Annotated in this window: 22 protein-coding genes; 7 read left to right on the forward strand and 15 right to left on the reverse strand. The window is 51.8% G+C overall.

Going from position 1 to position 21,601, the window contains the following annotated elements; genetic code table 11:
* Positions 1-34: 34 nt before the first annotated feature.
* Positions 35-1,108: an acyltransferase family protein gene (locus AC07OI_RS22765; RefSeq protein WP_495258788.1), complete on the reverse strand. Its 1,074-nt coding sequence runs from the start codon at positions 1,106-1,108 to the stop codon at positions 35-37.
* Positions 1,109-1,509: 401 nt separating this feature from the next.
* Here AC07OI_RS22765 and AC07OI_RS22770 point away from each other — a divergent pair, with 401 nt between their 5' ends.
* Positions 1,510-2,835 (forward strand): MFS transporter, encoded by a 1,326-nt coding sequence (locus AC07OI_RS22770; RefSeq protein ID WP_495258789.1) that lies wholly within the window; start codon positions 1,510-1,512, stop codon positions 2,833-2,835.
* Positions 2,836-3,020: 185 nt separating this feature from the next.
* Positions 3,021-3,437 carry a cupin domain-containing protein gene (locus AC07OI_RS22775; protein ID WP_495258790.1) on the forward strand — a complete coding sequence of 139 codons (417 nt, stop codon included), beginning with the start codon at positions 3,021-3,023 and terminating at the stop codon, positions 3,435-3,437.
* A gap of 18 nt (positions 3,438-3,455) precedes the next feature.
* Here the strand turns inward: AC07OI_RS22775 and AC07OI_RS22780 are convergent, their stop codons facing one another.
* On the reverse strand, positions 3,456-4,187 hold the full coding sequence (locus AC07OI_RS22780; RefSeq protein WP_495258791.1) for a substrate-binding periplasmic protein: 732 nt from the start codon (positions 4,185-4,187) through the stop codon (positions 3,456-3,458).
* Positions 4,188-4,427: 240 nt separating this feature from the next.
* On the opposite strand from AC07OI_RS22780, the gene AC07OI_RS22785 reads away from it, so the two are divergent.
* The 3 genes from AC07OI_RS22785 to AC07OI_RS22795 all read left to right on the forward strand — a co-directional run bounded on the left by AC07OI_RS22785 (position 4,428) and on the right by AC07OI_RS22795 (position 7,266).
* Complete coding sequence (locus AC07OI_RS22785) at positions 4,428-5,501, forward strand: sensor histidine kinase (RefSeq protein ID WP_495258792.1); 1,074 nt, start codon at positions 4,428-4,430, stop codon at positions 5,499-5,501.
* Positions 5,498-6,268, forward strand: coding sequence for a LytR/AlgR family response regulator transcription factor (locus AC07OI_RS22790; RefSeq protein WP_495258793.1), 771 nt, complete (start codon positions 5,498-5,500; stop codon positions 6,266-6,268). The genes AC07OI_RS22785 and AC07OI_RS22790 overlap by 4 nt, the downstream gene beginning before the upstream one ends.
* 131 nt (positions 6,269-6,399) lie before the next feature.
* On the forward strand, positions 6,400-7,266 hold the full coding sequence (locus AC07OI_RS22795; protein WP_495258794.1) for a DUF2306 domain-containing protein: 867 nt from the start codon (positions 6,400-6,402) through the stop codon (positions 7,264-7,266).
* A 7-nt stretch (positions 7,267-7,273) separates the two neighbouring features.
* Here the strand turns inward: AC07OI_RS22795 and AC07OI_RS22800 are convergent, their stop codons facing one another.
* The 3 genes from AC07OI_RS22800 to AC07OI_RS22810 form a co-directional block, all read right to left on the reverse strand.
* The gene (locus AC07OI_RS22800) at positions 7,274-7,747 is read right to left on the reverse strand and encodes a YybH family protein (protein WP_495258795.1); all 474 of its coding nucleotides are present in this window, start codon (positions 7,745-7,747) and stop codon (positions 7,274-7,276) included.
* A 75-nt stretch (positions 7,748-7,822) separates the two neighbouring features.
* On the reverse strand, positions 7,823-8,266 hold the full coding sequence (locus AC07OI_RS22805) for a GlcG/HbpS family heme-binding protein (RefSeq protein WP_495258796.1): 444 nt from the start codon (positions 8,264-8,266) through the stop codon (positions 7,823-7,825).
* 33 nt (positions 8,267-8,299) lie between these two features.
* A complete protein-coding gene (locus AC07OI_RS22810; RefSeq protein ID WP_495258797.1) occupies positions 8,300-9,310 on the reverse strand; it encodes a zinc-binding alcohol dehydrogenase family protein in 1,011 nt (336 codons plus the stop codon).
* A 129-nt stretch (positions 9,311-9,439) separates the two neighbouring features.
* Here AC07OI_RS22810 and AC07OI_RS22815 point away from each other — a divergent pair, with 129 nt between their 5' ends.
* A complete protein-coding gene (locus AC07OI_RS22815) occupies positions 9,440-10,336 on the forward strand; it encodes a LysR family transcriptional regulator (protein WP_495258798.1) in 897 nt (298 codons plus the stop codon).
* A gap of 20 nt (positions 10,337-10,356) precedes the next feature.
* Here the strand turns inward: AC07OI_RS22815 and AC07OI_RS22820 are convergent, their stop codons facing one another.
* On the reverse strand, positions 10,357-11,238 hold the full coding sequence (locus tag AC07OI_RS22820; RefSeq protein WP_495258799.1) for a hypothetical protein: 882 nt from the start codon (positions 11,236-11,238) through the stop codon (positions 10,357-10,359).
* 119 nt (positions 11,239-11,357) lie between these two features.
* Here AC07OI_RS22820 and AC07OI_RS22825 point away from each other — a divergent pair, with 119 nt between their 5' ends.
* A complete protein-coding gene (locus tag AC07OI_RS22825) occupies positions 11,358-11,573 on the forward strand; it encodes a DUF4287 domain-containing protein (RefSeq protein WP_495258800.1) in 216 nt (71 codons plus the stop codon).
* Between the two features lie 80 nt (positions 11,574-11,653).
* Here the strand turns inward: AC07OI_RS22825 and AC07OI_RS22830 are convergent, their stop codons facing one another.
* The 9 genes from AC07OI_RS22830 to AC07OI_RS22870 form a co-directional block, all read right to left on the reverse strand.
* Positions 11,654-12,754, reverse strand: a complete 1,101-nt coding sequence (locus AC07OI_RS22830; RefSeq protein WP_495258801.1) for an ABC transporter ATP-binding protein — start codon at positions 12,752-12,754, stop codon at positions 11,654-11,656.
* A gap of 11 nt (positions 12,755-12,765) precedes the next feature.
* The gene (gene nagZ / locus AC07OI_RS22835) at positions 12,766-14,310 is read right to left on the reverse strand and encodes a beta-N-acetylhexosaminidase (protein WP_495258802.1); all 1,545 of its coding nucleotides are present in this window, start codon (positions 14,308-14,310) and stop codon (positions 12,766-12,768) included.
* Entirely contained in the window at positions 14,307-15,128 is an 822-nt protein-coding gene (locus AC07OI_RS22840) for a carbohydrate ABC transporter permease (protein ID WP_495258803.1), read from the reverse strand. Before AC07OI_RS22840 ends, nagZ begins: the two co-directional genes overlap by 4 nt.
* A gap of 2 nt (positions 15,129-15,130) precedes the next feature.
* On the reverse strand, positions 15,131-16,045 hold the full coding sequence (locus tag AC07OI_RS22845; RefSeq protein WP_495258804.1) for a carbohydrate ABC transporter permease: 915 nt from the start codon (positions 16,043-16,045) through the stop codon (positions 15,131-15,133).
* Positions 16,042-17,295: an ABC transporter substrate-binding protein gene (locus AC07OI_RS22850; RefSeq protein WP_495258805.1), complete on the reverse strand. Its 1,254-nt coding sequence runs from the start codon at positions 17,293-17,295 to the stop codon at positions 16,042-16,044. The genes AC07OI_RS22845 and AC07OI_RS22850 overlap by 4 nt, the downstream gene beginning before the upstream one ends.
* A gap of 157 nt (positions 17,296-17,452) precedes the next feature.
* Positions 17,453-18,463 carry an SIS domain-containing protein gene (locus AC07OI_RS22855; protein WP_423012122.1) on the reverse strand — a complete coding sequence of 337 codons (1,011 nt, stop codon included), beginning with the start codon at positions 18,461-18,463 and terminating at the stop codon, positions 17,453-17,455.
* Entirely contained in the window at positions 18,456-19,577 is a 1,122-nt protein-coding gene (nagA, locus tag AC07OI_RS22860) for an N-acetylglucosamine-6-phosphate deacetylase (RefSeq protein WP_495258806.1), read from the reverse strand. The genes AC07OI_RS22855 and nagA overlap by 8 nt, the downstream gene beginning before the upstream one ends.
* Positions 19,574-20,308, reverse strand: a complete 735-nt coding sequence (locus AC07OI_RS22865) for a GntR family transcriptional regulator (protein ID WP_492708925.1) — start codon at positions 20,306-20,308, stop codon at positions 19,574-19,576. The genes nagA and AC07OI_RS22865 overlap by 4 nt, the downstream gene beginning before the upstream one ends.
* 22 nt (positions 20,309-20,330) lie before the next feature.
* A complete protein-coding gene (locus AC07OI_RS22870; RefSeq protein WP_495258807.1) occupies positions 20,331-21,275 on the reverse strand; it encodes a glucosamine kinase nucleotide-binding domain-containing protein in 945 nt (314 codons plus the stop codon).
* Between the last annotated feature and the right edge of the window lie 326 nt (positions 21,276-21,601).

Consider the following 21,601-nt stretch of genomic DNA (forward strand, 5'->3'; position numbering starts at 1 on the left):
GATGTAAATAAGTTGATGTAAATTATTTGACACTTCAAATAGTAATCCGCCAGCCCTTTTTGTTCATGACAAATGCCAGGGCCGCAAACACCAAAGTGAAACACCCTGCATAGGCGAAGGATGAAAATTCTTCGCCTGTTTGATTTGCCAGCACAGGTACAAATACTTGCTGGTAAATCGCAGTAGCCCAACCAGTCCATGCCAAGACACAAGTTGCCAGCCAGGCACCAGCGTAAGCGGCTATAGCATTCACACCAAAACTTTTACCGATTGCTGGCCAGCCATGCTTGTCTATCAGCAGATGCATGCCAAGCAAGAACAATATCGCCCAGGCACTGCTCCAGCAAACAAAGGATGGTGTCCAGAGTTGTTTGTTGAAAGGCAGATATGCTGACCAGATCAGGGCCAGCAATATCAAACCAGCCGCGCCAGCCAGCATCTGCATCAGTTGAGCGTCGCGCATGGCCCTGCCCGCCCAGACGCCCATCAAGACACTTGCCATTGCCATCAAAGTCGACAGCAAACCTTCCGGGTCTTGTGCCAGGCCTGTTTGCGCGTCATAACTATAGGCCAGCTTGCCCAGTATCGCGCTATCTATCTTGTCCACCAGGTTCAGATGCGGTTCATACGAACCGCCCCAGAACAGCAAAGCCCAATACGCCAGCATGGCACCCAGACATAGCAATACCTGACTGGACAATTGACGCACATAGGTAATCAGACAGGCAATCACTGCATAGCAAATTCCTATGCGCTGCAAGACACCAGGCAATCTGAAATTACGGCCATCAATCAAGGCCCAGGCAACGAGATGCAGGACTATCCCCAACGTGAACAGACGCAAACTGCGCCAGAGTATCTTCTTGCGGATATAAGCCACATCCATGCCCTTGCTGACTTGTGCATCCAGAGACATGGCTAAAGACGCACCGAGTATGAACAGAAAAAATGGGAAGATAAAATCCGCAGGCGTGCAGCCATGCCATGCTGCATGCTCCAGCCAGGGATACACATGTGACCAGTCACCTGCATTATTCACAAAAAGCATGGCGGCAACAGTCAGGCCACGCATGGCATCCAGCGCTGCGTAACGTTTTACTGTAGACATATCAAACTCCAAAGCGTACTGAGACCAGTGCAGAAATACCAATTCCTGTTGGCCATAGCATCGCATCGTCATAAAAAGCACATCGTCGATCAACATGCGGGATAATACCAGTGCTAAAATCTGACAAAGTGGTATTGAATCTGGCCTCTTCTATTAAAACAAGACATAAAAACTTCCCTTCATAGGAAAAAAATGAAATTTTCCTCAAAACGAAAAGCATTAATCGAGACCAATTTAAAGCACGCCACATCTTACTGGCACTTAAGTGGCATTGCAAACATAAAACCAGTTGACCGACAATTTTGTGACTAGTATGTTTGCAGTGCTGGCAAGAAAACACAAAAAAATACATAGCGCAAACACACTAGGTTTTAAGAAAATTAAATAGTAGAGACATGTCCATGAGCATAGAAAAAACCAAGACTCCCCACCCCATGCGCTGGGTGCCCACCTTGTATCTTGCCGAAGGGCTGCCATTTTATGCAGTCGCCCTGGTTGCCAGCCTCATGTATAAAAGCATGGGGGTAGCAAATGACAATATCGCCCGCTGGACAGGATTGATAGGCCTGGCCTGGGTCTTTAAACCTTTATGGAGTCCCTTCCTCGAAGCTGCCAGCAGTAAAAAGGCCGTGGTTGTGGCATTTCAGTTGATAGGTGGCGTATCGCTGGGCCTGGTGGCCGTGTCGCTGCAATTGCCCATGTATTTCGCTATCAGCATTGCCTTGCTTGGGGTCGTGGCAATTGCCTCGGCCACCCACGATATTGCAGCCGATGGCCTGTATATCGCCAGCCTCAGCAACAAGCAACAGGCTGAATATGCAGGCTGGCAAGGTGCTTTCTATAATGCAGCCAAATTCATCACTCTGGGTGGGCTGGTTTACCTGGCTGGCTATCTTGAAAAACGCCTGGAACCGGCACAGGCCTGGACTGTCATTTTCGCCATCATGGGTGTCATGCTGGTCGTGCTTGGGCTGTATCACAGCTGGGCTTTGCCTGGCACAAAAAACACCAATACCGAAGCTTCCATGCGCAGCGTTTTCCTGACACTGCAAGATGTGATTATTGATTTCTTCAAGAAGCCTGGCATCTGGCTGGCCATCACCTTCATCATTCTGTTCCGTGCTGCCGAAGGGCAGATACAAACCATAGGCCCTTTGTTTTTGCGCGAAGCTAAAAACCTGGGCGGCCTGGGCCTGACGACCGAGCAAGTCGGCCTTGCCTATGGCACGGCTGGCACCGTTGCCTTTTTGGGTGGTAGCGTGCTTGGTGGGTATTTTGCGTCCTGGCTGGGTCTAAAGCGCGCCCTGCCCTGGCTGATACTGGCAATGAATGTGCCCAACCTGGTGTTCTTTTTCCTCAGCACCACACTACCTGACAATATCAGCATCATCACTACCGCCCTGGCGCTGGAAATGTTTGGTTACGGCTTTGGCTTCGTTGGTTTGATCCTGTTCATCATGCAGGTTGTAGCTGTCGGCAAGTACCAGACTGCCCACTATGCATTAGGCACCGGGGTCATGCAGCTCGGTTTTGTCTTGTTCAAGACCATCAGCGGCGACATACAGTTGGCACTCGGCTACAAGAATTTTTTTATCTGGGTCTTGCTCAGTGCTATCCCCGTATTGGTAATGACGCGCTTTGTCTCTTTTGGCGACAGCGCAACGTATGGCAAAGAAGGCAACAGTAACGAAGTGGCTGAAGGCATGGCAAAAACTGCCGATGCCTGACAGTCCTTCTGTCAATGATGCGGGCCGTGGTCCGCATCATTTCAAAACAGCAGCAAACACCCAGGAAACAACATCTGTCGAAGACAAATTCATTTTCCCTTTACTCTCTTATCAAAAAGGATTGTAATTATAACCATGCGCAAACATGTACAACAGCGCATGTCTATTCAACCGGGAGATTTATCTTGCATTCGACCAAAACCAGCATCTTGCGCCACTTGACTGCCATCTGCTTATTATTGATCAGCACCAACCTGCTGGCACAAAACTCAGGTGTTACCCGCACCCCCGTGATACAGGCCGATTCATCGATTCCCGGCAAGGAAGATTACATCTTCCGCATTGATATAGCCGCTGGTGGCAAGGTCGACTGGCATACCCATCCTGGTGATGAAATCAGCTATGTTATGCATGGAGAGGTGGAGTTACTGATCGCCAATCAGCCGCCACGTAAAGTAAAACCGGGAGAAGGATTTGTCATACCTGCCGGTGTCGTCCATAGTGCAAAAAATCATGGCAAAGACCCCATCAAACTGGTTGGTGTATATGTAGTCGAAAAAGGTCAACCACTGGCATCACCAGCATCGCCGCCAGCGCCCTGAGTCTGTCAATTAATCACATCAATCCGTATAGCGCCTGAAGATTGCATCGAGTTCACCACTCTTTTTCAGGGTGGCGATAGCAGCGTTCAGGCGTGGCAAAGCGTCGGCTTTGGAGGGGTGCACCCTCAGCATCATTTCGCTTTCATCTATCATGCGGCCTTCATCGCAGCCATAGCGCTGTGCATCGACCTTGGTCCAGTATTGCCGTACATAGTTGCTGATGATGATCTGGTCAAAGCGTTTTGCCCGCAAGGTCAGCAAAAGATTGGGGGAGTTGAAAATGTCTTCCCTTTGTATTTTGCCACTGGCAAAGGCAGCTTCAAATTCGGGATAGGAATAGCCAGAAATCACACCCACCTTCTGGCCATAAAAATCTGTGACTGCCTGTGCCCTGGGTGTTTCGCCGGGACGAAAACATAGTACTGCCCTGGGCAAACCAAAGGCTATGCTGTACACGCCGGGCACTGGCGAATTACTGCGCCATTTTGGATTTGCCCCGACTTCCATGTCGAGTTGCCCATCCTCAAATGACTTGAGCAGACGGCGCATGGGTAGAAACTTTTGCTCCAGCTTGTCGCCACTCAGCTTGACGATAGCTGCCATCAGGTCAGGGAAAATACCTCTGGGGCCGCGCTTGTCCAGCAAGACAAAGGGCGCATCGCCACCCTCGTAATAAGCAATGCGAAAAGTGTCTGCCATTGCTGGCGATGCTACCAGCACCGTCGCTGCAAACATCCATTTCTTCATCATTGCATTCTCATTCCTGAATTGGTTCAATACGGCCAAATCCAATATATCGCTGATACCACTCAGTTTACGTTAAAAAGGGACAGATACTTTCTGGAAGTGGTTCATATTTGCAAATTATAGTTAAGCCTTGGCAGTGGCATTTACCGGCATTTCCGTCATTCAAGCCCCGAAAACCGTCATTAGCCGCATATCCATACTGAGCTGCTTGTCGAAAATATCAGTTGCAGCTATCTTAGCTCCATGAAAACCGTCACTACCACAAGCCCACGCTGGCCTGCACTGCCAAGACCGCGACAAATTGCCGTGGTGCTGATCATCAGTGTATTGATCGCCTGGGTGACCACGCCCGTCTTCCAGTCGCCATTCTGGCTGGTGCTGAGGCGCACGACATTCATCGCCATGGTCATGCTGCTGGCGTTCACCGTCTCAGGTACCTGGCGTTTGCTGTGGCTGCCACGCTGGATACCACACTGGCTGGTACGAGTAGCGGCGGTCTGTTTGCTGGCCCCGTTTGCCAGTCTGACAGCCTATGTGGCGATAGCGGGCAATTTCATGAATTTCATCAAGGCGAATAATCTCTTGTCAGGTTTTGCCACGAGTACGATTTTTGCGCTGTTTTTTGGTTCCATCGTTGCCGTTGTCGCTATCAATCGCGAAGGCAAGCAACGTGAACGTGCAGACCGCCTGCAACTGGAACTGGAGAAGAACGCGCTGGAACGCGAAGTGCTGGATGCCCGCCTGCGGCTATTGCAAGCGCAGATAGAACCGCACTTCCTGTTCAATACCCTGGCGAATGTGCAAGCCCTGGTTGAAGCTGGTTCAGATAATGCAGCACCAGTCCTGCGTCATCTGATTGCCTATCTGCGCGCCGCGATACCTCGCCTGAATGATGCGGAGGCGACATTAGAAAATGAAATGCAATTGGTCAGCGCCTATCTCGAAATCATGCACATGCGCATGCCTGACCGCCTGCAATTTGAACTGAGGCTGGCACCTGAATTGAAGGGTCAGCGCTTCCCTGCCATGGCTTTGTTGACGCTGGTAGAAAATGCCGTGCGCCACGGCATAGACCCCAGCACAGAAGGTGGCAGCATCGAAGTCGGCGGCAAGCAGGACGCAAACAACATGGTAACGCTTTGGGTAGCTGACACAGGCACAGGCATGGCAGAAACTGCCGTGCCAGGCACCGGCCTGGCCAATGTAAAAGCGCGGCTGCAAGCCTGCTTTGGCAAGGATGCGCGTGTCGATTTGCATGAGCAGACACCACATGGTTTGCGCGTTGAGTTAATTTTTCATCCGGGAGCCAAAGTATGAAGCAGATTACTGCGCTGATCGCCGATGACGAACCTTTGCTAAGGGAACATCTGCGCACCAACCTGGCACGCCTGTGGCCAGAACTGCATATCATCGATGAAGCACGCAATGGCCGTGAAGCGGTGGAAATGTTCGACATCCATCAGCCCGACATCGTGTTCCTGGACGTGCACATGCCCGGCTTGAATGGCATAGAAGCTGCGCGGTCTATCGCACGCAGGGCGCATATCGTCTTCTTTACCGCCTATGAACAATATGCAGTGCAGGCGTTTGAGCAAGGTGCCCTTGATTACCTCGTCAAGCCCATCATAGAAGCGCGCCTGGCTGATACCATCACGCGCCTGCAACAACGGTTGACGCAAGCGAATGACATAGGCACAAGCTATGATGCCCTGCTTGACCGTATGGCCAGCGACATGCGCCAGCGCAACCCAAAACCAAACTACCTGCAATGGATAAAGGCATCAGTAGGCAATAGCGTGCGCCTGATACCGGTAGAACAAATCGCCTTCCTGCGCGCTGACGACAAATACACCCTGGTCGCCTGGGAAGGTGGCGATGCACTGATACGCAAGAGCATACGTGAACTCAGTGATGAACTCGACCCTGACCGTTTTGCGCAAACCCACCGCTCTGTCATCGTCAATCTGCACTATGTCAGCGAAGTCACACGCGGCATGAATGAAACTGCTGAACTGCATATACGCGGCCGCCCCGATGTATTGCCAGTCAGCCGCAGCTACCTCCATCTTTTCAGGCAGATGTAGCACCGCACTGATTTTCTTCAGCAACAAACCATAAAAGCAAAGCCGCCTTTGCAGGCACGCTTTGCAAGCACACCTACGCCTGTACGGCAGGATCAGGCACGACTAATCACTTCATTAAAAGGAGTTTTCAAATGACGCAAGATACTGTTTTCGAAACGAGTAATTTATATTCTGCACAAGCTGCACCACCATTGAAAAAATATGGAATAGAAAAAATCTCCCGTACCTGCCTGAAATATGCCGCAGTACTGTGGTTTTCAGTTGCCGTCATAGGCCAACTTTTATTCGTGTATTACATTCTGGGTTTTTACGTTCTGTCAGCAATGAAAGGCGATCTTGCTGCATGGAGCAAAGTACTGCCACACGGCTATATCAAAGGCGACAGCGCAGGCAATTTCGCCATCATTACACATATCTTTCTGGCGGCCAGTATTACCCTGGCGGGCATATTGCAGATGATCCCGCAAATCCGCGCACGAGCACCAAGATTCCATCGCTGGAACGGGCGCATCTATTTGTCCAGCCTCATCATTGCCGCTACGACTGGTTTATACATGGTCTGGTTACGCAATGGTGTTGGTGACTTTACCCAGCATCTGGGTGTCAGCCTGAATGCAGTATTAATCCTGGTTTGCGCAGGCATGGCCTTGCGCCATGCTCTCGCCCGCCAGTTCGCCCTTCACCGCCGCTGGGCACTGCGCCTGTTTCTTGTGGCGAATGGTGTCTGGTTCTTCCGCATAGGCCTGATGTTCTGGATAGCCATCAACCATGGCCCGGCAGGTTTTAATCCCAAGACTTTTGAAGGACCATTTCTGAGCTTCATTTCCTTTGCCAATTCCCTCATACCGTTGATCGTCTGTGAATTATATTTGCGTGCGCAAGACAGCAAAAACAAAGCAGTTCACTTCAGCATGGCGGGGATATTGCTGGTTTTAAGTGCAGCCAGCGGCATGGGTATCTTTGTGGCGTTTATGGGCATGTGGTTGCCACGCCTCTAGTCGTCGATTATTTATTGCTGGTCACAGGTGACAGATGGATATGCTTCAATAGCCAGGCATTATCCTTTTTAAACCACACCATCGTGATCAGCGATTTACCCTCAACAACTGCCGCACCCGGCCTGGTAATCGCACCAGTACGGGTGCCAGTGACTATCGCTGCATCAGCCGTGGCCTTGACCTGCACATCGACAAGACGCAAATCAATTTGCGCGCCGGATTTGAATAGTCCCGCAAAGGCATTCGCATTCAGTTGCAAGAGTTTGTCTGATTCAGGAACGAATTCTGTGAAACCTTCAGTGTCAAGATATCTGGCAACTGCTGCTAAATTACGCTGGCTGACGCTATTGAAAAAATCGACCGATGCGGCTTTTACGGCATCTGCCTCTCTGGTATTTTCTGCCCTAGCAACGGACATGTTAAGGGCGAGTAAAACCGTAGCCAGAATGTTGACGAATGAGCGGATAATGATAGCTGTCATGTTGTTTGATCTCTACAAGAAAGAGTGCATGACACGCATGCACTCTCAACAAATGGACTGGGCCTGGGTCTGAGCCTATGCCTTCACTTCAAAGCCCAGTGCAGCCAATGCAATTTCTGCCGCCTGCTGGTCTTGGAGTGCATTACCGCCTGATATGCCTATACCACCGATGACTTTGCCATTTTCAATAATGGGGCAGCCACCGCCAACCGCCACCAGGCGCGGCCTGTGGGCAAGCTGGGCCACCACGTCATTGCTGATGATGGCAGTCCAGGTATGGGTAGGCAAACCAAATGAAGCTGCAGTCCAGGCCTTGTCGATTGCCACATCCACAGTCAAAAATGCGGCGCTGTCTGCACGTTCAAATGCTTTCAAATGACCTGCATTGTCAGTGACTGCTATCGTGACATCGATACCGATGTCACGGGCGGCAGCACTGGCTGCGCTGATCAGGGCGTGCGCGGCATCGCAAGTGATGCTGGCAGCCGCAAATGATTTATTGATGTTCATCGTTTGCATAACAACTTTCCGGTTATTTCTGGTGAGATTAAATTAAAAGCCTTGCAGAACAACCTTGCCTTGCGCCTTGCCGCTTTCTATCAGCGCATGCGCCTTGCGCAAGTTTGCCGCATTGATCTTGCCAAAATTCGCATTCACAGTTGTACGCACTTTGCCTGCATCCACCAGTGCCGCCACTTCTGCCAGCAGCTTGCCTTGTTCGTCCATATCGACCGTCTTGAACATCGAGCGGGTGAACATCATTTCCCAGTGCAGGGAGATGGATTTGCCTTTCAACTGCATCAAGTCCAGTGCCACCATGTCGTCGATCACAGCCAGCTTGCCTTGTGGCTTCAGGCTGGCGATGATTTCTGCATAGTGCTGTGCTGTCTGCGTCAGGCCAGCAACGATATCAACTTCATTGATACCCATGGCTTTCAATTCAGCGCTCAGCGGATTGGAATGGTCGATCACTGCATGTGCACCCAGATCGAGGCACCACTGACGTGTCTCGGCACGTGAAGCAGTGGCAATCACACGCAATTGTGTCAGTTGGCGTGCCAGTTGTATGAGGATGGAACCAACGCCACCAGCACCACCTATCACCAGGAGGGTCTGGCCTGCACCACCGTTCTTGGCAACGCCCAGGCGTTCAAACAACAATTCGTATGCGGTGATGGTCGTCAGTGGCAAGGCAGCGGCTTGTGCATCATCCAGTGTAGTAGGTGCCTTGGCGACTATGCGTTCATCGACAGCATGCAACTCACTGTTTGCACCGAGGCGGTCTATCGCGCCAGCATAGTACACACGGTCGCCAGCTTTAAAGTTGCTGACTGCAGCGCCAACTTCTTCCACTATGCCTACCGCATCCCAGCCCAGCACATTCAACTGGCCTTCAGCAGGTGCGCGGCCCAGCCTGACCTTGGTATCCACAGGGTTGACTGAGATCGCATTCACACGCACCAGCAAGTCACGCGCTTCCAGCACTGGTTTTGGCAATTCCACATCTTCCAGCGATGCAGTGTTATCGATAGGTAAAGAATGGCGGTAAGCAATGGCTTTCATGTTAAGTCCTTGAGTATGTTGAGTATTTTTAGTATCGGTATGGTGTCCAGAAACATTTCCAGATCAGTGCAAGCATTGTAGAATCTGAAGCATGAATTGATAAGACCGATAAATAACTATCACTTTCAAATGAAAATTGAAAATCTCAGCGACCTGCATGTACTCGTGCAAACCGCACGCTGCGGCTCACTTTCAGGCGCAGCCAGCGTATTGGGCATGACACCCGCGGCCGCCAGCGCCACCCTCAAGCGCCTGGAAACCCAGTTGGGCACCCGCCTGTTCGAACGATCGACCCGCGCCCTGCGCATCACCGCCCAAGGGCAAATCCTGCTCGACTATGCACAAAGGGCATTTGATTTGCTCGATGAAGGCGAATCCCAGGTATCAGAAGCCCGCACCGCTCTGGTCGGCACGATACGCGTCGCCGCCCCGTCCGACCTGACCCGCACCACCCTGCTACCCTGGCTGGATGAATTCCTGGCACTGCATCCAGGCGTGCAACTGGCGCTGAATGTCGGTGACAGGCCACTGGACGTAGTACGTGATGAAGTCGACGTGGCAATAAGATATGGCACCCTGACAGACTCACGCCTGGTGGCCAGGGTACTGGCACAAAGCCGCCCCATACTCTGCGCCGCCCCTAGCTACCTGGCCCGCCACCCCGCCCCGCAAACACCGCAAGACCTTACCCAGCACAATTGCCTGCTGTTCGAACGCAGCAGCCGCCTGCACAAAACCTGGCGCTTTGGGCAAAACGGCAAATGGAAGGAAGTCAGAGTAAAAGGCGACCGCAGCGCCGACGACGCCTCACTGGCCCGCATGTGGGCGATAGCAGGCGCTGGCATCATTTTCAAATCATTGATCGATGTCAGGCAAGAGCTGGAAGATGGCAGCCTGGTGGCACTGCTGACGGACTGGGAGACTGAGGCTTATCCCTTGCATGCACTGCTGCCCAGTGGGCGTTTTATACCGAACCGGGTGCGGGCGCTGGTGGAGTTTTTGGCGGGGAAGTTTGCTTCATTGTGAAGCAACTGGTTTAAGAATACTCAATCAAAAGCAGCGGCTTTAGCTGCCTCAAAGCTAGCCTTATATTTTTCAATTTTTGCCTTGTCACAAACTTCGCATAAAACGCGTGCACCTTTTCCAGTAAGCATCAGTTTCGATCCCGTTTTGCATTTTTCACATGGCCCAGTTTCTAATGCAGAAAAATTTAGGTAAGGGAAGAACCATTTGCACTGTGTATTCGGTAATTTGGCAGAAAGCCAGGCATACTCTTCCATTGGAAGACGTCCTCCAACGCCCAAGTACTGCAGTCCTTTTAAGCTTGCTAAAGCTTTAATCGATGCAATATGTGAAGTATCAATACAAAGTGATTTGAGCCAGGTCATCTTGGCAAAAGGCTCTATCGAACCCAAATTTTGACGTGACCACATACTTCCGGTAACCGATAAAGACTCAAGCAAAGTCAAATCAAGCAGCGGAGAAAAATCTGAAATCGATTTGAAATTTTCAATCTCCAAAACCTTTAATTGACTCAGTTTTCGCAATGGATCTAAAGAGTCAATTTTCGTGGAGCTTCCTATATTCAATCGTCGCAAATTTTGAAGCTGCTCAATACCCTGTAAAGATTTTAGATTGCTCCACTTAATTTGCAAATGCTCCAGAGCAGGCATTTTGCATGCAGCATCAAATACTGGTTGAGTTACATGAGTCCAAAGGCTTAATCTGCGCACATTAGTAAGTTCGGGAAGTTTAGCGCTCCAAAGTTGTATCACTTTCTTCTTTTCATTGTCAGGAACGGCACCAAGATCCCAGCTTAGTGCCAATGTTTCCCCTCCATCGTAAGCATCTGGATAAATAATTGACTTGGGCCAGTTAGTAACAGCCTGCCAGTCTTCCAATTCAGATAAATTACTTTGCATGTTCATGTTGCTCTTTAGATTACAATATATACAATCAGAATGCGCTCGCTTATGTAAGAACTATACCTTATGCAGATTGCCGCTTACGTCCCCCGCCTCACTAAACCAGAGAAAGGAAGTATCACATGTCTGAAGAAGAAAAAGTCAAAGGCCCAGCCTCTTATCTCCCATCGATAGAAAAGAAGTACGGCAAGCCCATCCAGCACTGGCTGGATCTGGTTCAGCAGAACAAGGGGTTGAAGCACATGGAGATTGTTAACAAGCTCAAGGCTGAACATGAGATGGGGCATGGTCACGCCAATGCCATCGTTGCCTATGCTTTGAGTGACGGCAAGAAATAATTTGTCGGTTGTGCTGACAGGCTTATTATCATTATCCTGAGAGTTATTCTACTAGAATAACTCTCATCGTCAGCCCGGTGTTACCGACCTAATGCGACACCCTTGCCATCAAACACATGACACCTATGCCCCGGCAGTTGTATACAAAGATCAGCTCCCGCATACAGGTCTGAAGTATCCGCTGGCAGCTTGATAGCAAACAGGTTTTCTTCACCCGCCAGTGTCGCATAGACGATGGAAGCATCGCCCAGATGTTCAACAAAGCTGATGCAGACTTCAAGCTGATTGCTGTGCTCCGTGGTTTGTGATGCCAGCAGGATGTGTTCTGCCCTGATGCCGAGGCTGACTTCGTCGCCTGTCTGTAAATTACTGGCATCAAGCTGAACGCTGATATGAGTGCCTGCTGCCAGTTGCAGTTCTACCTCATTACCGAGATTGCGCAATACCCTGGCCTTGACGATGTTCATCTTCGGTGAACCAAGGAAGCCTGCGACGAAGAGGTTGGCGGGTTTGTCGTAGAGTTCCAGCGGTGCGCCTATTTGTTCTATCTTGCCGCCGTTGAATACAGCTATGCGCTGGCCCAGGGTCATGGCTTCTACCTGGTCGTGCGTCACGTAGATCATGGTGGCGGCAAGTTCCCTGTGGAGTTTGCTGAGCTCTATGCGCATTTGTACGCGCAGGCTGGCGTCGAGGTTCGATAGCGGTTCATCGAACAGGAACAGGCCGGGCTTGCGCACGATGGCGCGGCCTATGGCGACGCGCTGGCGCTGGCCACCGGACAGGTCACGCGGCTTGCGTTGCAGCAGATGAGTCATTTGCAGAATGCTGGCGGCGTGTTGTACGGCTGTGTCTATCTCGGCCTTGCTCATGCTGGTGAGGCTAAGGCTGAAGGCCATGTTTTCATACACGGTCATGTGCGGGTACAGGGCATATGACTGGAACACCATGGCCAGGCCGCGCTTGGCGGGCGGAATATCGTTGGCCAGCTGATTATCTATATGCAGTTCACCAGCGCTGATCTCTTCCAGACCCGCAATCATGCGCAAGAGCGTGGATTTGCCGCAGCCTGAGGGGCCGACAAAGACCATGAATTCACCATTGCGCACATGCAGGTCTATGCCTTGCAAAACCTGGTTGTTGCCATAGGATTTGCTGATCTGCTGCAGTCTGACTTCGGCCATCCCTGATTCCCTTATGCAGCAGCGCTGGAAAAACCCACAACCGGTATCTGGCCGCTGGCGACCACTTCTGCGGCAAACCATGCGCGTGCTGCATCTATGGCTGGTGGTGCAAAGCCGTAGGTGATGAGTGCAGGTGCCTGAATATCGAGCATTTGAAACGGGTTCCACAAGACCAGGTGCAGGTCTGGCTTCCAGGTGTCGCGCACCTGCTTGCTGTAGCGTATGCGCACAGTGGATGCCAGTACGACGAAGCGGCCATCATCTGGCAAGGCGCTCCAGTCAAAGCTGTCGGCATTGTCAAAGGTGACGGTATCAACATCATACAAACTGGCGAGCATGGCGCTGACTTTTGCTGCGGGTATGCCTGCTTCTGAAACGCCATCGCTGACGACATCGGCGCTGATGACGAGGCGCAGCTTGCTGCTCTTCGCAGGCGGTTGTGCATTGCCCTGGGTAGTCAGGCCACGCTTCCAGGCGGTGGACATGAGGATGCGGTCTGCCATGTCGGTCTGGTAGGCAGTGTCTATGCAGGGATAGGCCCTGGTCAGGTCTGCCATGCGTTGCAGTTTTTGCTGTACTTCTGCGAGTGAAATCTGGCCAGAAAAAATTACTTCGGTCAAGGCATTCAGGGTTTCCAGTTGCGTCTCTGTGGTGCCCAGTGCCATGACCATGTCGGCACCGGCCAGCAAGGCGCGTACAGCGGCATTGCCTACACCATAACGGCCTGCTATGGCATGCATGTCCATGCCGTCCGTAATCACCACGCCCTGGTAATTCCATTGATCGCGCAACAGGCCGGTCAGGATGGGCTTGGACATGGTGGCAGGGTTTTCTGCATCCAGTGCGGGGTAAACGATATGCGCGGTCATCATCGCTGGTGCATTGCGGCTGACTGCGGTCTGGAAAGGTGCCAGTTCCAGCGCCTGCAATTCTGCCAGGCTCTTGTTCACGGTTGGCAGGTCACGATGGGAATCAACATTGGTGTCGCCATGACCGGGAAAATGTTTGACGCAGCAAGCCACGCCTTCAGCCAGGCTGCCGTCCATCCAGGCCAGGGCCAGTTCACTGGCACGCTTGGGATCAGAGCCAAACGAACGTTCAGAGATAACGGGATTATCGACGTTATTATTCAAATCCAGCACAGGCGCAAAGTTCCAGTTGAAGCCCAGCGCCTTGACACCGCGCGCGACAGCAGCACCCACCTGGCGGCATAGCTCAGTATCATCGCTGGCCCCCAGCGACATTGCCGCCGGGGGCTGCGGTACCCAGGTGGAACGCACGACTGCGCCCCCTTCCTGATCGATACCGATCAGCGCCCCCTCCCCCAAGATAAGGCGCAGATCAGCCGTCAGTTTTTTCAGCTGGATTTCGTCAACCATGTTTTGCCTGAACAGGCAAATGCCACGGATATGATTGTCTTTTAAAAATTGCGCCGATGTCGCATCCAGGCTGGTGATGGGCATGCGTATCATCACCAGTTGCCCGGCCAGGCGGCGTGCTTCTTCGCGTGTCAGGGTTTGTTGCTTATTGTTGTCTTGCTTATTGTCTTGCGTCATTTCACTGCTCCATCCATGCCGCGCATAAAAAAGCGCTGGGTAAATAAAAAAGCGACCAATATAGGTGCAACTGTCAAAATGGTTCCTGCCGCAATCACGCGGGTGCTGCTGCCGTATGTACCACGCAGATACAGCACGCCGGCAGATAAGGGAAAATCTTCTGGCTTGCTGATGACTATCGATGGCCAGATGTATTCATTCCATGCCTCCACCGCAGTCAGGATCCCCACCGTGGCCAGCCAGGGTGTAATCAATGGCAGGACGATGCGATAAAAGATGATCCATTCGCTGGCACCATCGACGCGAGCGGCATCAAGCAAGTCTTGCGGCACTTCATCAAAAGCCTGTTTCAGCAAGAGTATCGAGACTGCCGTCACGATATTTGGCAAGACTACGGCGGTATAAGTATTCACCAGGGATATTTTGGTCATGGTGATGAAGTTGACCAGGAAATTGACTTCAGAAGGCAAAATCATGGTCGCCAGTATCACACCCATGATGAGCTTGCTGCCGCTGAATTGCATGCGTGATAAGGGGTAAGCAGCGAGTGCGCAAACAACGAGCTTGCCCAGTACTGTCGCCAAAGTGATCAGCAATGAATTCTTGTAGAAGGCGATGATAGGGATGACGCGGAAAGCCTCTATAAAATTATCCAGCGAAATACCACGCGGCCAAAATGTGGGGGGGAATTCAAACAGATTACCCTCGGTGGACATTGCTACCACCAGCGTCCACCAGAAGGGGAAAATACAGATGATGGCAATCAGACTCAGCAAGCCATATTGAGAAGCCGTGCGCAGGACTTTTTTGATATGCATGCTCATTCCCTGTGCCCAGGTTTAAGCCAGCGCAGGCAGACGAAAGCGATCGCCATGCAGCAGAGGGAGACAACGAAACTCGCAGCCAAACCGCGCGGCAGTTTCAAGTGCTTCAAACCCTGGTCATAAGCGTAATACAGGGCCGTGAAGGTGGAATTCATGGGGCCACCCTGGGTCAGCACATCGACTTCCTGATAGGCTTTGAGAGCAGCAAGCACCGACATGATGCTGCAGACCAGTATCGTCGGCTTCAGCATGGGCACGGTGATGCGCCAGAAGCGTTGCCAGCGATTGGCACCATCGAGTGTTGCAGCTTCCTGCATCTCGGCGGGCAGTGACTGCAAGGCAGCCAGGTACATCACCATATACCAACCCAGGCCACGCCAGAACGAGACAAACATCACGGCAAACAGAGCGAGCGCATCGTCCGATAACCAGCCCAGCGGTGCAGCAATCAGATGTAATTGCAGCAGCACATAATTCAGTGTGCCCTGCTCATGGAACATGAAGCCCCACATGATGCCGACCACAGAAACCGTAGTCACTACCGGCACATAATAGGCAGCGCGAAACCAGCGTATACCGGGCAATTGATTATTCACCAGCACTGCCAGCGAGATCGCCCCCAATTGCGTAAAGGGCACGACCAGCAAAAACAGCAGGGAATTTTTAAGCCCCGTCAAAAACATGTCATTCGCAAACAGGGCGCGATAATTGGCAAAGCCTACCCAATGCACTTCGCGTATCAGACTGAAATCAGTAAAACTCAGGTAAGAGCCATACATGACGGGCCAGAAAGAAAACATCATCAGCAACAGCAATGCCGGTGTCAGAAAGGCATAAGCCAGCAGATTGCGCCGCTTGCTGGTTGCGGATACAGGTGTGGACGCAGGTAAGGATGTAAGCAACTTGCTCATGGCAACTTTGGCCCTTGCAATTTACGGTTCCATATGCCTACAGCTTCATCCAGCGCTTCCTGTATATCACGGCGACCGGTAACGCCTGCCTCGACGGCCTTGACCAGGAAACGGCGCAATTCGTCATAATCATCTATGCCGCTGACATACAGACTGCGGGCAGAATTCATGGAGTTTGCTGCAACCGCCAATGCCTGCTCCGACGCGCCCGCGTTGGGTAATATCTTCTTGAAGTAGGGATTTATCAATGCCTGTTTGGTGGTCGGCATGACACCAGCCTGGCGGGAAAACGTCAACTGGTTGGCATCGCTGGTCAGATAGCGGGCGAAGGCTGCCACTTCGGGTATATCCTTTTTCTTTACACCTTTAGGTATGGCGAAATGAAACATCCAGCCACCGTCATTAATGCCGGTTGGCCCTGGCGGCACGGGGAAGATACCGGTCTGCGCATAAATTTCTGGTGCATCAGTCTGTATGCGTTTGATGGCAGTCGGTGCGCTGACCATGACGCCAAGACGACCACCGAGATAGGCATCTACCACGGCAGGGAAATTGTCTTCAGCAAATAATTTATCTTTTAAAAAACCGCCTGCCTTGTAAGTGGCAGCCAGTTTTTTGATCAATGTCACATGGGCTGGAGAATTGAAGACTGCCTTGCCATCACGCATCAAATCCAGCCCCTGCTGCATGAAAAAACCATCGATCTTTCCGAGTGCCGGTGCATAGCCAGGCTTGCCAGTTTTGAGGGAAATCATGACGGCCTGGGTCAGCAATTCATCCATGCTGCGTGGTGCCTGGAAGATGCCAGCCGCTGCCAGTATCTTGCGGTTATAGGCAATCACATTGACGTTGCTGTAATGCGGAAAGCCATAGACCTTGCCATTGAAACGCAGATCAGCCAATGCTGCATCCGTGTAGTCATTGGTAGCACCTGGCGCTGCCAGCAAGGCATCAACAGGTTCAAGCAAACCATCGCGCGCCATTTCTTCAGCCCAGGGCACGCTCAAATTTACGAGTGCTGGTGGCGTACCTGCAGCGATGGCGGTGATCAGTTTTAATTGCAGAATATCCCAGGGAAAATCCACCCATTCGAGCTTGATGCCGGGGTGTTGGGCTTCGTAATTTTTGACGAGTTCCTGAAAATAGGGAATGAATTTTGGCTTCAGGCTCATGGTCCAGAATTCGATTTTCTGCACGGCAAAGGCATTGCCGTGCAAGCCGAAACTCAATAGCAGCACGCTCAAGGCCAAGCGTAATTTCGACTTCGAAATCAGTCTTTTACACATACTCCCCAATATTTTTAAGCAATTTTGCATTTTAACCATACCAATCTTGCCATTAATAAAAATACTGGGGGCAGTATCTATTTTTAAAGTTTTTAAAAAATAGCCTGCTGCTTCAGCTGTGTCAATTTGTCTTTGTGACTTTGCTCAAGTGCCTTGGCTTGTCCGGGTCCAGGCCACGGGCAATCGACAGGTTGGCTGCCATCATGTAGAAGGCTTGTATTGCAACCACAGGATCAAGATCAGGTGTTGCCGCAACTGGCAAAGTCAGGTTACGTTCCTTGACATCTTCTGGTGCTGCCAGCAAGACATTCGCGCCACGTCCACGCATCTCTTCTGCCAGGGCAATCAGGCCAGCTTGTGCCGGACCGCGGGTTGCGAATATCAATAATGGATAACCATCATGTATCAGTGCCATAGGGCCATGCTTGATTTCTGCACCGCTGAAAGCTTCTGCCTGGATGACGGAAGTCTCTTTGAATTTAAGTGCAGACTCCAGCGCTACCGGGAAACTAATACCACGGCCCACTACCATGATGCGTGATGCGGGCTGCAAAACTTCTATTGCAGGTGACCAGTCGAGCTTGGTGGCAGCGTGCAAGGATTCTGGCAACTGCTCTATCGCTGCCAAAAATTCTGCATCGTTTTGCCAGTGACCTGCCAGGCGTGCGCCTGCAACCAGGGAAGTGATAAAACTCTTTGTCGCAGCCACACTCAATTCCGGGCCTGCATGCAATGGCATGGTCCATTCTGCGCTTTGTGCCAGTGGTGATGCTGCGTCGTTGACGAGGGCCACGGTAGTAGCGCCACCTTCGCGGAAATAGCGGATAGGCTCAACCACGTCAGGGCTTTGACCAGACTGAGAAATTGCAATTGCCAGAGCGTCTTTGGCTGCCAGTGGTGCCTTGTTCAAGGTCACCAGAGACATGGGCAAAGAAGCGACGATGCGCCCTACCCTGGCCATGATCAGATAGGCTGCATAATTGGCGGCATGGTCTGAGCTGCCACGGGCAACGGTAACGACGGATGTTGGTGGTTTGGCGCGCAAGTGTGCGCCAAGTTCGGCATAGCGCTCACCTTCATGTTTGAGTTGTTCGGCTACAAAATCAGCGGAAGAGCTGGCTTCCTTAAGCATCTGCGAGGTCAATCTTTTCTCCTTCTACATAAACAGCGATAAGGTTGAGCTGACGGTCCAGCACAACCAGGTCTGCGTAACTGCCTGCCTGCAGGCGGCCACGCTCATTCAGTCCCAGATAATCGGCTGCGTAGGTAGAAACACGCTTCGACGCATCTTCCAGGTCCAGGCCTATGCTGACCAGATTGCGCAAAGCCTGATCCATGGTCAGGGTGCTGCCTGCCAGCGTGCCATCTTCAAGACGCACACCACCAAGGCATTTATGCACTACTTGGCGGCCCAGCATGTATTGCCCATCCGGCATGCCGGAAGCTGCGGTGGAATCAGTGACGCAATACAGATGCGGAATCGCACGCATGGCGGCTTTGATGGCGCCAGGGTGGACGTGCAACAAGTCGGGAATAATTTCAGAAAACTGCGCATGCGCTAAAGCTGCACCGACCATACCAGGTGCGCGGTGATCAAGGCGTGACATGGCGTTATACAAATGGGTAAAACCGGTAGCACCGTTTTCCAGTGCTGCCTTGCCCTCTTCATAAGTCCCGAGGGTATGGCCTATCTGCACCTGCATGCCTATGGCTGTCAGCTCGCGCACCAGTTGCAAATGACCATCCATTTCAGGTGCTACGGTAATCAGGCGGATTGGCGCTATTGCATCGAGGTGACGTACCTGTTCCAGCGAACCGGTGTGAGCAAAATCTGGCTGCGCACCAAGCTTACCGGGATTGATATATGGCCCTTCCAGATGCACACCCAATATGCGGGCAGAACCGCTGCTGCGCTTATCTACCAGCGGCCTGATCGCCTTCAAGGCCAGTTCCAGATCAGACAACGGCGCTGTCATGGTGGTGGCCAGCATGCTGGTGGTGCCGTGTTTGGCATGCTTGCGGGCGATGATTTCGACGGCATCGCCAGCCTCCATGGTGTCTTTGCCACCGGCTCCATGCACGTGCAAATCGACAAAGCCAGGCAGGATGTAATGCAGGGATTCTGCATCGGCAGTACTCTCTGCATCAGCAGTGATGGTCTGCACTCTTTCATCGAATACCAGAGAGCCATGCACCCAGCCTTGCGGTGTCAGTATTTGTCCCTGCACTTGTTGTTGCAAGCTCATCTGAACAACTCCGCCACAAAGTCATAGTAGTCACTACGGCAATAAGAATGCGACAGTTCTATCGCTGCACCGTTAGGGAGGTAGGCAACACGGGTGATGAACAACATCGCTGCGCCCTGTTTGATGTCCGCCAGGCGCGCCTGTTCAGCAGTCGCATTGACGGCACGTATATGCTGCAAGGCGCGTGTCGGTGACAAATTATGCGACTCCAGATAACCGTACAGGCTGTCGCTCACCAGTTTAGGATTTGGCATATAGATTGCCGGAATGGTCGAGCTTTCTATCGCCATCACGACATTGTCGGCGGTACGCAAACGCTTGAGGCGCGATACCACGGTATTAGGCGATAAACCCAAAGATAAGATTTCTTCTGGCGAAGCGATACCAGTTTCGCGTGACAACCAGCGTGAACCCGGAACAAAACCACGGTTGCGCAATTCTTCACTGAAGTTGGTCAGACGCGACAGCGGCTGCTCCAGCTTCGGTGTGATGTAAGTGCCAGAGCCATGTTTGCGCGTCAGCATGCCACGCTCGCACAACATGTCTATGGCCTTGCGCGCTGTGACGCGTGAGATTTCCAGAGTATCAGATAACATGCGCTCGGAGGGCAAGGCTTCGTCCGGCTGCCACAATCCGCTATGTATACCGTTCGCGAGCTTGTTCGCCAATTGCAGATACAAGGGGGTAGAACTTTCTGCATCAGGTTTAAAGTCTATCAATTGTGCCAGCATGTCTTTCTCTCTTTTTATGTATTTATTTGGCTTGCAAATGCTGCTGTATCAGGATGAGAGCACCAATTGCTGAATCGGCTTTGGGCATTTGTATTCTCTCTTTTAAAGCGGCTGGCAAATAGCTGGCTACTGGCGCTGCCAAACCGCCACACAGTGCGATGGGCAGAGCAGATTCGGGGTCCAGGGCTTGCGCCATGATGGCGACTTCTTTACCGGCTTCGAGCATGATCTCGCGTGCAACCTCAACCTCTGAAGCGAAACGTATCACCAGGGGGGCCAGTTCGGCATAACGTGTTTGATTGGCCAGGGCCAGCCAGGCGAATACGGCATCTTTATCACCGCCACAATGTGCCAGCACTGCACTGGCAAATGGATTGGAGGCAGCACGGCCATCCAGCACACGTTGCAAATGATTGACGGCACGCATGCCGAGCCAGGCACCACTGGCCTCATCACTGACTGGGAAACCCCAGCCACCTACTTCACGCCGCTGACCATCAGGTAACAAAACTTCACCGACGCTACCAGTTCCTAAAGCAATGATAGAGCCAGGTTTGCCATCAAGTGCGCCCAGCAAAGTGGTATAGGCATCGGTTTCTGCACAGACAGCACCGAAGCCAGGATTGAGCGCAACAAACTCCCTGGCCCAGTGAATATTATGGACACCGGCCAGACCGCAGCCCACAGCCATATCAGCCAGGGCTGGCACGTCCAGGTTTGCTGCCGCAAAAGCTTGCTGGGTCGCCAGCAAAATTGATTGCCAGGCTTTATCCCGGCCATGCGCCAGGCCAGAAGGGCCGGCACTACCACGACCCAGTTCTTTACCACTGGCATCGGCCAACACCACTCGCGTGCCAGTACCACCACCATCGGCACCAATCAAATATGTACAAGCAGGTTTTGTTGAGGACTGTAATGCAGTCGCTGACAAATCAGATGTAGAAAGATGTTCTGCTTGTTTGTTCATTGATAAGTAAATGGTGGTAAGTTTTATCAGGTCGAATCAGAATCTGTACTTCTGCTACTATTTTAAGCCTCACTGTAAGTTTTTTTACTAGTGGATGTCAATAGGTATTTAAGTGGTATCGTTAAATTTAATTTTGCCTCTTTTGTTTCCACCACACTATTGCCATCCAGCACAATGAAACAGGCCTGGTACTTGCCCCATTCACTACAAGTACCATCGCAACTTGTATTAGCGCCTGTAGTGACTTTTTTTACTTCAAGAACTGCTCATTCCCGACCATACCGATCTTGGTGACACCAAGACGCTGAGCCGCCGCCATGACCGCA

This window comes from Undibacterium sp. GW821-FHT07F11 (genome assembly GCF_059418665.1).

Bases quoted from the DNA above. Each gene is read 5' to 3' on its own strand.
- AC07OI_RS22765 (WP_495258788.1), bottom strand. From the start codon at position 1,108: ATGTCTACAGTAAAACGTTACGCAGCGCTGGATGCCATGCGTGGCCTG.
- AC07OI_RS22770 (WP_495258789.1), top strand. From the start codon at position 1,510: ATGAGCATAGAAAAAACCAAGACTCCCCACCCCATGCGCTGGGTGCCC.
- AC07OI_RS22780 (WP_495258791.1), bottom strand. From the start codon at position 4,187: ATGATGAAGAAATGGATGTTTGCAGCGACGGTGCTGGTAGCATCGCCA.
- AC07OI_RS22785 (WP_495258792.1), top strand. From the start codon at position 4,428: ATGAAAACCGTCACTACCACAAGCCCACGCTGGCCTGCACTGCCAAGA.
- AC07OI_RS22790 (WP_495258793.1), top strand. From the start codon at position 5,498: ATGAAGCAGATTACTGCGCTGATCGCCGATGACGAACCTTTGCTAAGG.
- AC07OI_RS22795 (WP_495258794.1), top strand. From the start codon at position 6,400: ATGACGCAAGATACTGTTTTCGAAACGAGTAATTTATATTCTGCACAA.
- AC07OI_RS22800 (WP_495258795.1), bottom strand. From the start codon at position 7,747: ATGACAGCTATCATTATCCGCTCATTCGTCAACATTCTGGCTACGGTT.
- AC07OI_RS22805 (WP_495258796.1), bottom strand. From the start codon at position 8,266: ATGCAAACGATGAACATCAATAAATCATTTGCGGCTGCCAGCATCACT.
- AC07OI_RS22810 (WP_495258797.1), bottom strand. From the start codon at position 9,310: ATGAAAGCCATTGCTTACCGCCATTCTTTACCTATCGATAACACTGCA.
- AC07OI_RS22815 (WP_495258798.1), top strand. From the start codon at position 9,440: ATGAAAATTGAAAATCTCAGCGACCTGCATGTACTCGTGCAAACCGCA.
- AC07OI_RS22820 (WP_495258799.1), bottom strand. From the start codon at position 11,238: ATGAACATGCAAAGTAATTTATCTGAATTGGAAGACTGGCAGGCTGTT.
- AC07OI_RS22825 (WP_495258800.1), top strand. From the start codon at position 11,358: ATGTCTGAAGAAGAAAAAGTCAAAGGCCCAGCCTCTTATCTCCCATCG.
- AC07OI_RS22830 (WP_495258801.1), bottom strand. From the start codon at position 12,754: ATGGCCGAAGTCAGACTGCAGCAGATCAGCAAATCCTATGGCAACAAC.
- nagZ (WP_495258802.1), bottom strand. From the start codon at position 14,310: ATGACGCAAGACAATAAGCAAGACAACAATAAGCAACAAACCCTGACA.
- AC07OI_RS22840 (WP_495258803.1), bottom strand. From the start codon at position 15,128: ATGCATATCAAAAAAGTCCTGCGCACGGCTTCTCAATATGGCTTGCTG.
- AC07OI_RS22845 (WP_495258804.1), bottom strand. From the start codon at position 16,045: ATGAGCAAGTTGCTTACATCCTTACCTGCGTCCACACCTGTATCCGCA.
- AC07OI_RS22855 (WP_423012122.1), bottom strand. From the start codon at position 18,463: ATGCTTAAGGAAGCCAGCTCTTCCGCTGATTTTGTAGCCGAACAACTC.
- nagA (WP_495258806.1), bottom strand. From the start codon at position 19,577: ATGAGCTTGCAACAACAAGTGCAGGGACAAATACTGACACCGCAAGGC.
- AC07OI_RS22865 (WP_492708925.1), bottom strand. From the start codon at position 20,308: ATGCTGGCACAATTGATAGACTTTAAACCTGATGCAGAAAGTTCTACC.
- AC07OI_RS22870 (WP_495258807.1), bottom strand. From the start codon at position 21,275: ATGAACAAACAAGCAGAACATCTTTCTACATCTGATTTGTCAGCGACT.